This window comes from Amycolatopsis heterodermiae (genome assembly GCF_034929455.1).
Taxonomy (GTDB): domain Bacteria; phylum Actinomycetota; class Actinomycetes; order Mycobacteriales; family Pseudonocardiaceae; genus Amycolatopsis; species Amycolatopsis heterodermiae.
Window position 1 is genome coordinate 503,320 of the sequence record NZ_JAYFSI010000006.1, and the last position, 15,326, is coordinate 518,645.

At 71.9% G+C, this 15,326-nt stretch carries 12 protein-coding genes; 7 read left to right on the forward strand and 5 right to left on the reverse strand.

The annotated features are described in order from the left end of the window. Positions 1–30: 30 nt before the first annotated feature. Both VA596_RS27410 and VA596_RS27415 read right to left on the reverse strand, forming a co-directional pair. On the reverse strand, positions 31–2,160 hold the full coding sequence (locus VA596_RS27410) for a hypothetical protein (protein WP_323331038.1): 2,130 nt from the start codon (positions 2,158–2,160) through the stop codon (positions 31–33). A gap of 138 nt (positions 2,161–2,298) precedes the next feature. Further along, positions 2,299–3,024 (reverse strand): FadR/GntR family transcriptional regulator, encoded by a 726-nt coding sequence (locus VA596_RS27415; RefSeq protein WP_323331039.1) that lies wholly within the window; start codon positions 3,022–3,024, stop codon positions 2,299–2,301. A gap of 142 nt (positions 3,025–3,166) precedes the next feature. On the opposite strand from VA596_RS27415, the gene VA596_RS27420 reads away from it, so the two are divergent. The 6 genes from VA596_RS27420 to VA596_RS27445 all read left to right on the forward strand — a co-directional run bounded on the left by VA596_RS27420 (position 3,167) and on the right by VA596_RS27445 (position 11,407). Continuing rightward, the gene (locus VA596_RS27420) at positions 3,167–4,762 is read left to right on the forward strand and encodes an ABC transporter substrate-binding protein (protein ID WP_323331040.1); all 1,596 of its coding nucleotides are present in this window, start codon (positions 3,167–3,169) and stop codon (positions 4,760–4,762) included. A gap of 15 nt (positions 4,763–4,777) precedes the next feature. Further along, a complete protein-coding gene (locus VA596_RS27425; RefSeq protein WP_323331041.1) occupies positions 4,778–5,737 on the forward strand; it encodes an ABC transporter permease in 960 nt (319 codons plus the stop codon). After that, on the forward strand, positions 5,734–7,638 hold the full coding sequence (locus tag VA596_RS27430) for a dipeptide/oligopeptide/nickel ABC transporter permease/ATP-binding protein (RefSeq protein WP_323331042.1): 1,905 nt from the start codon (positions 5,734–5,736) through the stop codon (positions 7,636–7,638). Before VA596_RS27425 ends, VA596_RS27430 begins: the two co-directional genes overlap by 4 nt. Beyond that, complete coding sequence (locus tag VA596_RS27435) at positions 7,635–8,594, forward strand: ABC transporter ATP-binding protein (RefSeq protein ID WP_323331043.1); 960 nt, start codon at positions 7,635–7,637, stop codon at positions 8,592–8,594. The genes VA596_RS27430 and VA596_RS27435 overlap by 4 nt, the downstream gene beginning before the upstream one ends. Beyond that, the gene (locus VA596_RS27440) at positions 8,594–9,517 is read left to right on the forward strand and encodes a dihydrodipicolinate synthase family protein (protein ID WP_323331044.1); all 924 of its coding nucleotides are present in this window, start codon (positions 8,594–8,596) and stop codon (positions 9,515–9,517) included. Before VA596_RS27435 ends, VA596_RS27440 begins: the two co-directional genes overlap by 1 nt. 63 nt (positions 9,518–9,580) lie before the next feature. After that, a complete protein-coding gene (locus VA596_RS27445; protein WP_323331045.1) occupies positions 9,581–11,407 on the forward strand; it encodes a sialidase family protein in 1,827 nt (608 codons plus the stop codon). On the opposite strand, the gene VA596_RS27450 is transcribed toward VA596_RS27445, so the two are convergent. Next, positions 11,313–12,251, reverse strand: a complete 939-nt coding sequence (locus VA596_RS27450; RefSeq protein WP_323331046.1) for a DMT family transporter — start codon at positions 12,249–12,251, stop codon at positions 11,313–11,315. The genes VA596_RS27445 and VA596_RS27450 overlap by 95 nt on opposite strands. Positions 12,252–12,323: 72 nt before the next feature. On the opposite strand from VA596_RS27450, the gene VA596_RS27455 reads away from it, so the two are divergent. Continuing rightward, the gene (locus VA596_RS27455) at positions 12,324–13,244 is read left to right on the forward strand and encodes a LysR family transcriptional regulator (RefSeq protein ID WP_323331047.1); all 921 of its coding nucleotides are present in this window, start codon (positions 12,324–12,326) and stop codon (positions 13,242–13,244) included. On the opposite strand, the gene VA596_RS27460 is transcribed toward VA596_RS27455, so the two are convergent. Together VA596_RS27460 and VA596_RS27465 are read right to left on the reverse strand one after the other, a co-directional pair. Further along, on the reverse strand, positions 13,235–13,564 hold the full coding sequence (locus VA596_RS27460; RefSeq protein WP_323331048.1) for a hypothetical protein: 330 nt from the start codon (positions 13,562–13,564) through the stop codon (positions 13,235–13,237). The genes VA596_RS27455 and VA596_RS27460 overlap by 10 nt on opposite strands. A gap of 51 nt (positions 13,565–13,615) precedes the next feature. Next, the gene (locus VA596_RS27465; protein ID WP_323331049.1) at positions 13,616–14,971 is read right to left on the reverse strand and encodes a protein kinase domain-containing protein; all 1,356 of its coding nucleotides are present in this window, start codon (positions 14,969–14,971) and stop codon (positions 13,616–13,618) included. Between the last annotated feature and the right edge of the window lie 355 nt (positions 14,972–15,326).

Genomic DNA, 15,326 nt, shown 5'->3' on the forward strand with positions numbered 1-15,326 from the left:
GTTTTCTGATGTACACAGTGGACACTCCTCTCAGGACGCGTAGACGTGGTAGGCGGCGGTGATCGTCTCCGCGATGGTCGCTCCGGCGGCGTCGGACGCCGTGACCCGCAGCGAGACGTCCGTGCCGCGGAAGGTGTCCGTGGTCGCGACGAAGTCCGCGTGGTAGACGCCGTTCCCGCGGGCGGTGACGGCCGCGTCCCGCCAGGTCGTACCGTCGGTTGAGTACTGCACGGTCGCCCCCGTGATCGCACTCGCGGCGCCCAGTTGCAGGTGCCCGGCACTGAGGTCGAGACCCTGCGGCCCGGACGCGGTGGAGCCGTCCGGCCGGAGCCCGCCGACCGCGTAGCCCAGCGTCAGCAACGGTTCGACCGCGCAGGACCGGTCCGGCCCGTCCGCCCCGCGTGCGCAGTACAGCGCCTGCGGGAGGGTGACGCCGTCGACGTGCTGCGACTTCCACGTCCACTCGGTGTGGCTGGCCGTGCTCTGGTTGTACATCGGGCCGGTGCGGCCCGCGTCGAGCGTCAGCCCCAGCGTCGACGGCCCGGCACCCACCTCCTGCTCCAGGTTCAGCGCGAAGCCGCCGACGGGATCGCCCTCGGCGACCGTCGTGCCGTCCTGGGTCAGCGTGTAGTGCCCGGTGATCGTGTCGCGGACCTCGCCGTAGTAGCCGAACCCGGTGTGGCCGGGTTCGTTGTCGCTGAACGGCGTGATCGCGAACCGCAGCAGGTCGCCGGCGCGCGTCGCGGCCGGTTGGGTGTAGACGGTCGCGTGGTCGAGCGGCTCCAGGGCGACGGCGCCGGCCGGGTGCAGCGGGAACCGGTTCCAGCCCTCGGTGACGGCGGTGCCGCCCCGGTAGCCGTGGAACGCCTCGTACTGGCCGCCCGCCCAGCCGGGGAACGGCCCCGGCAGGACGTACTTCGAGACCCCGCCGAACCAGACGAGGTCCGGCGCGGCCGAGACGTACTCGGTCTGCCGGCGGGGCAGGTCGATCGGGTGCGACGGCCGCCCGCCGCCGTCCTCGAAGGCGAACATGCCGCTGCGCTGGCGCAGGCCGGCCGAGGCGTACTCGCTGTAGTAGGTGGCGTCGACCGTGGCGACGTCCTTCGCCGTGATGACGTACCGCTGCTGCGGGATCGTGCCCGCACTCGCCTTCTGCAGCACGTATTCGTACGGCGTGCCGGGTCCGGGCGGGGACACGAGCCTGCTGTACGGGTACGTCTGCAGCGCGCCGGTGGTGACGGGTTTCGCCGTCGGGGAAACGGAGATCGGCACGCCGGGACCGGCGTCGAAGTCGACGAGCAGGGCCGGCCCGGTCTTCGCGGCCCGGCGGAACAGGAACCCGGTGTCGTCGAGCAGCGCGGGGCGCGGGGTCACCCAGGTCAGCTTGCTGGTGGCGCGCTTCGCGTCGACGCGGACGGTCGTGTCGGCCTTCACCGCGAACTCGGGCTGCGCGCTGAAGCGCAGCTCGGTCGGGTTGCCGTCGGCGTCGGCGGTCCAGAAGACGCCGAGCGCGCTGTAGTTCCCGTCCGGGGCGCTGAACTTCGCCGTTCCGCCGGTGAAGTAGTTGTAGTTCTCGCCGCCGTCGAGGACGTTGCCGTCGTCGGTGTTGTAGAGGAACGCGATCCCGGTGTCGGCGGGCTTCCCGCCGATGTCGGTGGCGTCCACCGAAACCGTGCGCATCACCGACCGCGGCTGCGCTTTCGGCTGTTTCGCGCCCTTCAGCGCATAGCTTGCGCCGTCGGCGAAGAGCCCTTGCCCGCCGAAGTGGCCGCGAGCGTTGTCCTCCTTGAACTGTTTCGCCAGCGCCGCGCCGAAATCGGGTTTCGGGGTGTCGACCTGGCCGCCGGCCAGCAGCGCCTTGACGTCGAACAGGCTCAGGTCGAGACCGCGCCCGAGGTAGGGGAGCGCGGTGCCGGGAACCTCGTAGTCACGGCCGCCGAGGCGCAGGTGGACGAGCGCCCGCGCCATGCCCTTGGCCGCGGCCGGCAGGACCTCGAAGGTGTCCCGCCCGTCCGGAGCGGTCCGGACGGTGACGCGGTCACCGGTGACGAGCGTGGCGGTGGACGCCCGGGCCGCCGCACCCGCGGGTGGCGGGGCGAGCCCGGTCAGGCCCGCCTGGCCGGCGAGCACAACCGCGAGCACCGAAAGAGTTCTTCGCACTGGCTCCTCCTCGTGGTGGTTGATCACCACTACGACGAGCCAGACGCCGGGACCGTTGAGCCCGGTTCTCGTACTTCCGGAAGTTACCTCGAACGGGTCAACCACCGAGAGTCAGAACCGCAGGGAGCCGGGGCAGAGTCAGGAAAGCGCGGCAGGCACAGGGCGGGCGACGCCGAAACCGCCGTACGGGCCCGCTTTCGCGCGTTTGCGGACCTCGTCGAAGTGCCGGTGCACCGCCTCCGCCGCGGCATCCGCGTCGCGCAGCAGGAGCGCGTCGACGATCACCTGGTGCCGCTTGGCCGTCGCCGTCGGGGAGCCCGCCGGGCCGCCCAGCTCGCTCTCCGCGATGCGGTAGACGTCCCAGAACAAGCCCGTCAGCTCGCGGGCCAGGTCGAAACCGGCCTCCGCGCAGATCAGGTCGTGGAACTCGCGGTCGGCCTCCGCAGCGTCCGGGCCCTTGCGGCGCATCCGGGCGACGCACGACTGCAGCTGCTCGACCAGCTCCGGCCGATGGTCGACGGCGACGCGGCGGGTCAGCTCCGTCTCCAGCATTTCGCGGACCTCCAGCAGGTCGCGCAGCCGGCCGACGTCGGTCGCGCCGCGGGCCCGGGTGCGGAACAGCAGCCACGTCTGCAGCGACTCCGAACCCGCCGAGCCGACGAACGTGCCGTAACCGTGGCGGATCTCGACGATGCCGAGGGCCTGCAGGGCCTTGATCGCCTCGCGGATCGAGTTGCGGCTGACCCCGATGTCCTCCATGAGGCTCAGCTCGGTCGGCATCGGCGCGCCCGGCGGGAGCTCCCGTTCGACGATCAGGTCGATGATGCGCTTGGTGATCTCTTCGCTGCGCTGCGGACGGGCCACTGCTGTCCTCCCCGGATGCGTCGTGAGAGGACATCCTACGTCATACGTCCAGAACTCTTGACCGGCACGCCAAGCCATCCTAGGCTCACGCCGGTCATAGGACGTCCCATGTCCTACCGTTCGAGGCCCGCAGGAGACAGCGATGTCCCAGAGCCCGTCGCTCAGCCGCCGCCAGTTGCTGCGCTACACCACCTTCGCCGGCGCGGCCCTGGCGTTCCCCACCGTGCTCGCCGCGTGTGGCGGACCCGCGTCCACCAACAAGACCGGCAGCTCGGCGGGTTCCTTGACCGCCGTGATCGGCTACGGCAACAACCAGACGTGGGACCCACTGCAGACCGCGTCGGCCTTCTCGATGGCCGCGATCCTGCACTGCTACGAGTCCCTCGTGGAGGGTGACCCGATCACCCGCGCGCCGTTCCCCGGCCTGGCGAAGGCCCTGCCCGACGCGAGCGGCACGAGCCTCAAGTTCGACCTCCGCGACGGCGCGAAGTGGCACGACGGCCGGCCGGTCACCGCCGACGACGTCGTCTTCACCTACGCGCGGGCCCTCGACGACAAGGAGAACGTGCTGATCCACAGCTTCTTCTCCACCTGGCTGCAGGAGGTGCGCAAGACCGGCGACCGCTCGGTCGAGTTCGTCCTCAAGTTCCCGTTCCCCTACGCGCTGCAGCGGATCCAGTGCTGCAAGATCGTCCCCAAACACGTCTACGACGGCAAGTGGGCCGACGCCGCGGCGGGCAAGGTCGTCGGCTCCGGCCCGTACAAGGTCGTCGAGCAGGCACCGCTGTCGCACACGAGCTTCGAAAAGTTCGCCGACTACAACGGCCCGCGCCCGGCGGCCTACGACAAGATGCTGTGGAAGTCCATCGTGGACTCCGCGCCGCGCGTCGCCGCGATCTCCGGGGCGAAGCCGGACGCGCAGATCGTCGAGAACATCCCCGCCGCCAACGCCGACCAGCTCCGCGCGGCGGGCCGGACGGTCGAGTTCGCCGACGGCGGCAACAACCTGTTCCTGCTGTTCAACACCCAGCACAAGCCGTTCGACAGCAACCTGGTTCGCCAGGCCCTGCACTACGCCATCGACAAGAAGAAGATGGTCGAGATCGGGCTGAAAGGCGCGGGCTCGCCGGGGACGTCGTTCATCAACCCGAAGCTGCCGTCCTCGCAGCCGGCGTCGCAGGACTTCGCCTACAACCCGGACAAGGCGAAGCAGCTGCTGCAGCAGGCCGGCGTCAGCGGGCTCAGGGTGACGCTCTCGACGACGAACACCTCGCTGGTCGCCGACTGCGTCAAGGTGATCAAGGAGGGCTGGGACGCGATCGGCGTCCAGACCACTTTGGACTCCCAGGACACCAAGGCGCTGTTCTCCAAGCTGGACGCGGGCACCGACTTCCAGGTCGTCGCGACGACCAACAACCCGATGCAGTTCGGCAACGACCCGGACCTGCTCATCCGCTACTACTACGACGCCAAGTCCATCCTCACCAGCAAGTACGCCCGATGGACCGGCCCGGACGCCCAGTCGCTGCTGGCCCTGCAGGACCAGGCCGCGGCGGAGGCGGACGAAGCCAAGCGGACGGCCCTCAACAAGCAGCTGCTCGACCGGATCTCCGAGCAGGCCGTCATCTACCCGGTGGTGTTCACCCAGCTCGGTACCGCGTGGGACCCGAAGGCGATCAGCGGCGTGCGCGCCCAGGGTTACCCGGGCATCTACCTGAACCAGGCCAAGCCGGCCTGAGCGAGGAGAACCCCCGTGGTCGTCGTCGTGCGGATGCTGCTGAGCCGCGTCCTCGCCCTGATCCCGCTGCTGCTCGGCGTGATCCTGTTCGTCTTCGTCGTGATGCGGTTCGCGCCGACCGACCCGGCGCTCGCCGCGTTCGACGGCGCGAACGCCACCGCCGAGCAGCTGCAGCGGTTCCGGCTGGAGAACGGCCTGCTCGACCCGCTGCCCCTGCAGTACGTGCACTTCGTCTGGCACCTGGTCCAGGGGGACTTCGGCACGAGCGTGATCACCAAGCAGCCGGTCGGCGAGACCATCGCCACCGCGCTGCCGCTGACCGTGCAGCTGACCCTGCTCGGCCTGGTCCTCGCGCTGGTGGCCTCGCTGGTGCTCGGCGTGACGTCGGCGCTGTTCCGCGACCGCTGGCCGGACAAGCTGATCCGGATCGTGACGCTCGCCGGAGTCGCCGCCCCGGCGTTCTGGGTGGCGTTGTTGCTGGTTCAGTGGCTGGCCGTCGACCGCGGGCTCTTCCCGACCAGCGGGTACGTCAGCCCGGCCGACTCCTTCGGCGGCTGGCTGAACTCGCTGACGCTGCCCGCGATCTCCCTCGCGCTGCCGGTCGCGGCGCAGCTGACCCGGGTGATCCGGACGTCGATGGTCGAGGAGCTCGACAAGGACTACGTCCGCACCGCGCGCGGCGGCGGGCTGCCGCCGGTGGTCGTGGTCGGCCGCAACGTGCTGCGCAACGCGCTGGTCACCCCGCTGACCGTGCTCGGCCTGCGGGTCGGCTACCTGCTGGGCGGCGCGGTCGTCATCGAGACGATGTTCGCGCTGCCGGGAATGGGGCAGAACATGATCCAGGCCGTCAAGGACGGCGACACCGCGAAGGTGCAGGGTTTCGTGATCACCATCGCGATCGGGTTCGTGCTGGTCAACCTGATCGTCGACGTCCTGTACCTGATGGCCAACCCGCGCCTGCGGAGCCACTCGTGAAGCGCCTTCGCGGAGCTTGGCCCGCGCTCGCGATCCTCGGTGTCCTGCTGCTCGTCGCCGTCGTCGGCACGCTCGTCGCCACGCACAACCCGGACGCGCTGAGCACCGACACCGGCGGCCCGAGCGCCGCGCACTGGTTCGGCACCGACCAGTCCGGCCGGGACATCTTCTCCCGGCTGGTCGCCGGGACACGCTGGTCGCTCGCCATCGGCCTGGGGGCGGTGGCGCTCGCACTCGTGTCCGGCGCGGTGATCGGGGCCTTCGCGGCGACCTCGGGCCGCCGGGTGGACGCGGTGGTGATGCGCGTGCTCGACGTCGTCATGGCGTTCCCGGGCATCGCGCTGGCCGCGGTGCTGGTCGCGGTCTTCGGGCACGGGATCCTGGTGCTGATCCTGGCCATCGGGTTCCTCAACACGCCGCCGGTGGCCCGGGTGATCCGGGCGAACGTGCTGGCCCAGTACGGCGAGGACTACGTCGCGGCCGAACGCGTCATCGGGGCGCGCCGGTTCTTCGTGCTGACCCGGCACGTCGCGATCAACTGCGCCGCCCCGGTGCTGGTCTACTGCACGGTCACGGTGGCCGACGCGATCGTGTTCGAGGCGTCGCTGTCGTTCATCGGCGCCGGCATCCAGCCGCCGGACCCGTCGTGGGGCTCGGTCCTGGCCGACGGCAAGGACCTGGTGCTCACCGGCGGCTGGTGGGCGACGCTGTTCCCCGGCCTGCTGATCCTCATCACCGTGCTGGCGCTGAACATCCTGTCCGAGCGGGTGTCCGACGCCTGGGCCGCGCCCTCAGCCCGCTCCGCCCGGGCCGGCGCGGTGGCGAAGGCCGTCGCCGCGCGTGAAGACGCCGACACGGCACCCGTCCTGCCGATCGCGGGGCTGCGGGAGGCGGGGGAGCGGCTCGCCCGCCGCGCCCGCTCCCTGGACCACCGCGAGACGGTCCTCGAGGTCGACCGGCTGGCGATCGCCTTCCCCGGCCGCCACGAGGGCGTGAACGTCGTCGACGGCGTCTCGTTCAGCGTGCGCGCGGGCGAGGTGCTCGGCCTGATCGGCGAGTCCGGCTGCGGCAAGTCGCTGACGTCGCTGTCGATCCTCGGCCTCCAGCCGCCGACGGCCACGGTGACCGGCCAGGTCCGGTTCGCCCAGCGCGACCTGCTCGCGTTGCGCCCCGGCGAGCGCCGGCGGCACCTCGGCCACGACATCGCGATGATCTACCAGGACGCGCTTAGCTCGCTCAACCCGGCGATGACGATCCGCGCGCAGCTCAAGCAGTTCACCCGCCGCGGCGGCACCCGCACCCCGGCCGAGCTTCTGGACCTGGTCAACCTCGACCCCGGCCGGACGCTGCGGGCCTACCCGCACGAGCTGTCGGGCGGGCAGAGGCAGCGGGTCCTGATCGCGATGGCGCTGTCCCGCGACCCGAAGCTGATCGTCGCGGACGAGCCGACCACCGCGCTCGACGTCACCGTGCAGGCGCAGATCATGGCGCTGCTGCTGCGGCTGCAGGAGGAGCTCGGGTTCGCGCTCGTCCTCGTCTCCCACGACCTCGCGCTGGTCTCGGAGATCGCCGACCGCGTCGTCGTCATGTACGGCGGCCAGGTCGCCGAGCTGGGCACCACCGCCGAGGTCGTCGGCTCGCCGCGGCACCACTACACGCGCGGCCTGCTCAGCGCGGTGCTCTCGCTGGAGGAGAACGAGGCGCGGCTCACCCAGATCAAGGGGGTCGTACCGGCCCCGGCCGAGTTCCCGGCGGGCTGCCGGTTCGCCGACCGCTGCCCGGCGGCTCGCGCGAAGTGCCACGACGAGCCGCCGGTCCGCTTCGGCGAGCCGGTCGAGCACCTCGTCGCGTGCCACTTCCCGGCCGTCGACCTGTCCCGCGAGAAGGAGGCGACCGCGTGAACCTGCTCGAACTCGACGGCGTCCACGTCGTCCACCGGATCCGCGGCGCGAACCTCTTCGGCCACGACAACGTCTACGCCCTGACCGACGCCCACCTGGTCGTCAACCCGGGCGAGACCATCGGCGTCGTCGGCGAGTCCGGCTGCGGCAAGTCGACGCTCGCGAAGGTGATCGTCGGCCTCCAGCGCCCGACCGCGGGCACCGTGCGGTTCCGCGGCGAGCCGCTGGGCCGCGGCTTCGGCCGCGAGGTCGGCATGGTCTTCCAGGACCCGGCCACCGCGCTCAACCGCCGGCTGGCCGTCGCCAAGATCATCCGTGACCCCCTCGACGTCCACCGCGTGGGCACGCCGGACGAGCGCGACGACCGGGTCCGCGAGCTGATGACGCTGGTCGGGCTGCCCGACAGCGTCGCCGACGCGGTGCCCGGCCAGCTGTCGGGCGGCCAGCGCCAGCGCGTCGCGATCGCTCGCGCGCTGGCCCTGCGCCCGGCCCTGCTGGTCGCCGACGAGCCGACGTCCGCGCTCGACGTCTCGGTCCGCGCCCAGATCCTCAACCTGCTGCTCGACCTGCGCGAACAGCTCGGGCTGGCGATGGTGTTCGTCTCCCACGACATCCAGACGGTCAAGAAGATGAGCGACCGGATCGTCACGATGTACCTGGGCCGGATCGTCGAAGAGGCCCCGGCCCCGGAGCTGCCCGAGGCCGCCCGGCACCCGTACACCCGGGCGCTGTTCTCGGCGACGCCCAGCCTGCTGCACCAGGTCGAGCCGATCGTGCTCACCGGCCCGGTGCCGTCGGCGACCCGCCCGCCGAGCGGCTGCGCGTTCCGCACCCGCTGCCCGAAGGCGACCGGCGAGTGCGCGGCCGACCTGCCGCCGCTCGCCGTCGCCGAGGGCGAGGCCGGGCACACCTACCGCTGCATCCATCCCGAGATCCCGACCGGAGTGAGCGCCTGATGCCGAAGTTCGCCGGAATCGTCCCGCCGCTGTGCACGCCATTCCACGACGACTTCAGCGTGGACACCGACTCGCTGCGGCGCCACGTCGAGGTCCAGCTCGACGCCGGCGTGCACGGTGTCTTCGTCCTCGGCTCCTCCAGCGAGGTCGCCTTCCTCCCGGACGCCCAGCGTCGTGTGGTCGTCGAGACGACGGTCGAGCAGGTCGCCGGGCGCGTCCCGGTGCTGGCCGGCTGTATCGACATGACGACGTTGCGGGTCGCCGAGCACATCAAGACCGCCGAGGCCGCCGGGGCCGACGCCGTGGTCGTCACCGCGCCGTACTACACGCGGACGCACGTCGCCGAGATCGACCGGCACTTCCGGCTGCTGCGCGAGCGGACGTCGCTGCCGATCGTCGCCTACGACATCCCGGTCGCGGTCCACACGAAGCTCGACGGCGCGATGGTGCTCGACCTCGCCGCCGACGGGGTCATCGCCGGGCTGAAGGACTCCAGTGGCGACGAAGCGGCGTTCCGTTCGGTGCTGCTCGGCAAGCGCGAACGCGGTCTCGACGCCTTCTCGGTCTTCACCGGGTCCGAGCTCGTCGTGGACGCGGCGCTCGCGATGGGCGCGGACGGCGCCGTCCCGGGCCTCGGCAACGTCGACCCGGTCGGGTACGTCCTCGTCCACGACCACTTCAAGTCCGGCAACCTCGCCGCGGCGCGCCGCGAGCAGGAGCGCCTGCTGAAGCTGTTCTCGATCACGTCGGTGGCGCCGCCGAGCCGGATGGGCCGCGGCTCGGCCGGCCTGGGCGCGTTCAAGGCCGCGATGAAGATGCGCGGCTTCATCGACAACGCCGTCATGGCCCCGCCGCAGCTGCCGCTGGACGACGAGGAACTGCTGCGGATCAAGGAGAAGCTGGCCGAGGCGGGCCTGCTCTGATGATCCGCCACGGGGCCGGGTCCGGCTCGCTTCGCGAGATGTCGCCGTCCTGAAGGGATGAGAATGCGAACACTGGGGAGAGGTGCCGCGCTGGTGGCCCTGGTGGCGAGTGCGCTGCTCGCCGTCGGCCCGGCCCAGGCCGCGCCGCAGTTCGACCAGCAGGTCCTGTTCAAGGCCGCACAAGACCCCGGCTACAGCTGCTTCCGGATTCCAGCGATCGTCAAGAGCACCCACGGCACGCTGCTGGCCTTCGCCGAGGGCCGCATCGACAACTGCGGCGACACCGGCGACATCGACCTGGTGCTGAAACGCTCGGCCGACGGCGGCAGGACGTGGTCGCCGCTGCAGGTCGTCAACCGCGGCGGTGGCGACACACACGGCAACCCGGTGCCCATTGTGGACAGTCGCACCGGCCGGATCGTTCTGATCACCACGTACAACAAGGGCCGTGACGACGACAAGGCGTGCGACGTCCCGTGCCCGCGCACCCCGCACTCGCAGTACAGCGACGACGACGGCCGCACGTGGTCGGCATCGGTCGACATCGGCGCCCAGGCGAAGCTGCCGGGCTGGGACGCCTGGTACGCCTCGGGGCCGGTGCACGGGATCCAGCTGGCCCACGGCCGCCACGCCGGGCGCTTGGTGTTCGGCTTCAACGCCGAGACCAGCGACGGCACGAACTCGATCGAGAACCACGCGGGGCTCGTCTACAGCGACGACGGCGGCCGCAGCTGGCACGTCGGCGCCGTCAGCAGCTACCCGCATCCGGTCGGCGGGACGTACACGCAGAAGCCGTCCGAAGTCACCGTCGTCGAACTGGCCGACGGCACGATCTACGCCGGCGGCCGCGAGCAGGGCGGCACCGACATCGGCAACCGCGACCACGCCCTGAGCCGCGACGGCGGCGAGACGTTCACCAGGCCCTTCACCACCATCCCCGACCTGGTGACGCCGATGGTGCAGGGGGCGATCGTCCGGGTCGGCGACCGCCTCCTGTTCTCGTCGCCGTCGGACACCGACCGCCGCCGCTGGATGATGATCCGCTCGTCCTACGACAACGGCCGGACCTGGGACAACGCCGAGCAGGGCACCCGGATCACGACGGACTGGTCCGGCTATTCGGACCTGGTGGTGATCGACCGCTCGGACATCGGGCTCCTATACGAAGGCGGCGCGGTGGACGCGCGTGACGAGATTCGTTTCGCGCGGTTCAACGAGGAGTACCTGGGACGGCACAACTCGGCCGGACCGTCCACACCAGACGTTTCGGGGCACGCCGATGCCCGGGTGCTGGGCGGCGCGTCCGTGGCGGCCGGGCGGTTCGGCGGCGGCCTGACGCTCGACGGCGTCGACGACTACGTCCGCGTGCCGTACGACCCGGCGCAGCCGCCGGGCGACGGCGACCTGACGTGGACGGGCTGGTTCCGTTATGGCGCCACCAAGGGCAACCAGGTGCTCTTCTGGCTCGGCGGGATGGGCACGACGGCGCCCCAGCTCTGGCTGCGCGGGGAACCGGCGAACCACCGGCTGATCGCGATGATGACGACGTCGGCCGGGAGCGCGTCGGTCTCGTCGACCGAGGCCTACGACGACCAGGCCTGGCACCACGTCGTCCTGGAGCGGACCGGCGGCAAGCTGCTGCTGTGGGTGGACGGCACCCAGGTCGCGTCCGGCGCCGCAGCCGCCGGGTCGGTCAGCCAGACCGTGTCGTTCCAGCTGCAGCTGGGCCAGCGGCTGGACAACGCCTACCGCTGGAACGGCTCGTTCGACGAAGTCCGCTTCTACCGCCGTGCGCTCACAGCGACGGAACTCGACGCGATCCGCCTGCGGAACGCGCCGGTTCCGGCCGGTCAGGTGCTGCGGCTGCCCTTCGACCGCGTCCGCGGCTGAGGGACAGCAGGACGACGCCGGCGATGCTGAGCGCACCGCCGGCGGCGTCCACCCAGGTCGGCGTCTCGCCGAGCCAGGCGAACGCCACGAGCAGCGCGACCGCGGGAACGAGGTAGAGCGCGCCCGTCGCGACGGCGATCGTGTGCCGCGCGACGGCGTAACCCCACGCGACGAACCCGGCGGCCGAGGGCAGCACGCCGAGGAACACGACGGCGAGGGTCGCGCCCGGCGGCGCCGCTTCGACACCGCGCAGGGCCGCGGGGGCGAGCGGGAGCAGGAACAGCGTCCCGGCCCACATCGCGTAGCAGGCGACCTCGAGCCCGGTGTAGCGCTTGAGCAGCGGCTTGCTGCCGAAGTGGTAGACGCCCTGGACCGCGGCGGCGGCCAGGACGGCCCAAGCGGCGCCCGTGTACCCGAGGCCGCCGCCGATCGCGATGAGCGCGCTGCCGCCGAGGGCCACCGCGCTGCCCGCCACCTTCGCCGCGGTCAGCCGCTCGCCCAGGGACGCCGTCGCGAGCAGCACGCTGAACACCGGTGCCACCGACACGAGCAGGCTCGCCGTGCCCGCCGGGACGTGCACCTCACCCCAGTTGAGCAGCAGCTGGTACGCGCTCATCCCGGCCAGCCCGCACACCGCGATCAGCGGCAGGTCGGCCGCGCGCGGCCGCCGTACGCCCAGCAGCGGCGCGGCGAGCAGGAGGACGGCCGAGGCCACCGCGAGCCGGGCGAACGACAGTCCGGCGACGCCGTAACCGTCGAGACCCACCTTGATCGCCGGGAACGCCGAGGCCCACAGGACGACGGTGACGGCCAGGGCGAGGGTTGCCTTGAGAGTGCGCTTCACGGCGTCTATCGTCGGCCGGACAAAGCTGAAGTACCAGTTACGGTTTCTTCGCTCAAGAGAAAGCCGGACTTAATGTTGGATCTCCGCCGCCTGCGCATCCTGCACGGCCTCTCGCAGCACGGGACGGTGGCCGCGACCGCGGCCGCGCTGCACCTGACCGGCCCGGCCGTCTCGCAGCACCTGGCCGCCCTCGAACGCGAAGCGGGCACGCCGCTGCTGGAGAAGCAGGGCCGCACCCTGGCCTTCACCCCGGCGGGGCGGCTGCTGGTTTCGCACGCCGAGGTGATCCTCGACGACCTCGCCGCCGCGGAGTCGGCGATGGCGGCCGTGTCCGAGAACGGCGGCACCGGCACGGTCCGGCTGGCCTCGTTCGCCTCGGCGGCCCGGCAGCTGCTGCCGTCGGCGTGGGCCGGGCTCCGGGAGGCCGGGACGGTCTCGCTGCGCCTGGTCCAGGAGGAGCCGGACGACGCGCTGGAGTCGTTGCGCCGCCAGGACGTCGACATCGCGCTGGTGCACAGCTATTCGCTGCTGCCGCGCAGCATCCCGCCGCGCTGCGAGGACCGGCGCCTGCTGGAGGACCCGGTCCTGCTGGCGCTCGACCCGGCTCGCGCCGCCGGCCTCGCACCCGGCGAACCCGTGCGGCTCGAGCGGTTCGCGGATCATCCGTGGCTCGTCCCCGCCGCCGATCTCTCCTGCCGCGAGATGATCCACCGCGCGTGCGGCGCGGCGGGTTTCGTCCCGCCGGTGACGGCGGAGGCAAGCGACTTCGCGGTCCTCGTCGCGTTCGCCGCGTCCGGCGCGGGCGTGGCCTTGGTGCCCGCCATGGCGTTGCCGGACGGTCCGCTGGGGGTGAGCCTCCACCCGCTCGAGGAACCGTTGACGCGCAAGGTGTTCGCGCTGACCCGGACGGGCACCGCGCGGCGCCCGGACATCCGGACCGTGCTCGACCACCTGGAGCGCTCGGCCCGGGACTGGACGGGACGCTACTTCTGAGGCCGCGCCTTCTCCACGGCGTCCAGGAACTTCGCGACCTTCGCGCGCATCCCGTACGGGTACAGGAACGTGTTCCCGGCCAGCTTGTCGGCGAACAGCGGCACGTTCGTCACGACGTCCGGATTCGCGTCCGGCACCACGAAAACGATCTTGCCCGGTTTCCACGTGGTCGGCGGCGTGTGCTGGATCTTGCTGATCTTCTCGACCGGGAACGTGTTCTTGGTGTCGCCCGGGAGGATGAACAAGCTCTTCGTCGCGATGCTGAGGGTGACGGTGTGGCCGTCGAAGCGGAGCGATCGGCGCCTGGCTCTCAGATGCACCGTCCGACTATCGCAGAGCGCGGACCCCGGGGGACAGGTGCTTCCGGGTGCTCAGAGCGTCTTGCAGGTCAGCTCCGGGCGCGCGGAGCCGCTGCCCTGGCCCGTCAGCGCGGTCAGGCCGAACGACGTCGAGCCGTTCGCGTCGAGCTTCGCGTTCCAGTCCGCGTTGTCGACCGTGACGGTCGAGCCGTCGACGGTGAAGGTGCCGTTCCACAGGCCGGTGATGTGGTGGCCGCGGGGCAGGGTCCAGTAGACGCGCCAGCCGAGGAGGCCGACCGCCCGGTCGTTGCGGACGGTCACCTCGACCTGGTAGCCGCCGGGCCAGGAGTTCGTCACCCGGTAGTCGGCCGCGCACCCGAGGTCCGCCGGCGTCGAGGAGGTGGTGACCGGAGTAGTCGACGGGGGAGCGGTGGTGGGCGGCACGGGTGCCGGGGCGGCCGCCGGAGTGCTGTCGGGCACCAGGACCGTGCCGATGAGGACCCCCAGGGCCAGCAGCAACGCGCCCGCCGCGCAGGCGAGGACGAGCCGCCGCCGTGGTTTGCGGACCTGCAGCAGGCGCGTCCCGACCTGAGGGGTGACGCGGGGCGGCGGCAGCGGACGGCCGCCGGTGACGGCTTCGAACAGCTCCTGCACCTCGGCCATGGCCGGCCGCTGCACGGGATCCCGCTGCAGGAGCCGCCCGAGCACCTCGGCCAGCGGGCCGGTGTGCTTCGGCGGGATGACGTCGTCCTGGGCGATCCGCCGCAGCAGGACGATGGTGTTGTCCTCGGTGCCGAACGGCGGGGTGCCCTCCAGCGCGCGGTAGAGCGTCGCGCCGAGGGAGAAGACGTCCGCTGGGAACCCGGCCTCGGCGCCCCCGGCGACTTCCGGCGCCAGGTAGGCGGGGGTGCCGGCGATGAACCCGCCGCCGGTCACGGCCCCCTCGCCGGTGGCGCGGGAGATGCCGAAGTCGGCGATCTTCGTGACGTCGTCGGGGGCCAGCAGGACGTTGCCGGGCGTGACGTCCCGGTGCACGATGCCTTCGGCGTGCGCGGCGGCGAGCGCCGAAGCTACCTGCTCGCCGATGCGCGCGACCTGGTCGGCCGGCAGGGTTTCCCGCTCCAGCAGGACGTCCGCGAGGCTGCGCGACGGCAGGTACTCCATGACCAGGAACGGCGCGCCGTCGTGCTCGACGACGTCGTGCACGGTGATGGCGTGCGGGTGCCGCAGCCGCGCGGTGAGCCGCGCCTCGCGCAGCGCCCGCGGGCCGCCCTGGCCGCCGCCGGACGGGTCGTAGCCCAGCTGCTTCACCGCGACGACCCGGTCGAGCCGCTCGTCACGGGCACGCCAGACGACGCCCATCGCGCCCTGCCCGATCCGGTCGACCAGCCGGTAGCGCCCGGCGATCAGCTGTCCTGCCTCGGTCACGACGACCCTCCGGTACCGGTGCTCGCCCAGGCCTTCCCCGGTGACACGGATCCGGGGACCGATCGGTTCGAGCTTAACGGCCTGCCCGCCGCCCCGCCGACGAGCAGGCCGCCGCCGCGTTCCCACGCCGAGGGGTGCGGCTTGGTTCCGGGAAGGGCGATGCGGGCCGTCCCGCCGCACACGCGGTGATGGGTTGAGCGGGTCGGTCCGGGCGCCCCGGCTGCAGCCGCGTTCCCGCGCCGAGCGGGCGCAGCTTGGCTCCGGAACGGACGATGTGGGCGGTCCCGCCGCACGCCGCGACGGTGTAGAGCGGGTCGGTCCGAGCACCCGGCTTAACGGCCTGCCCGCCGCGCCG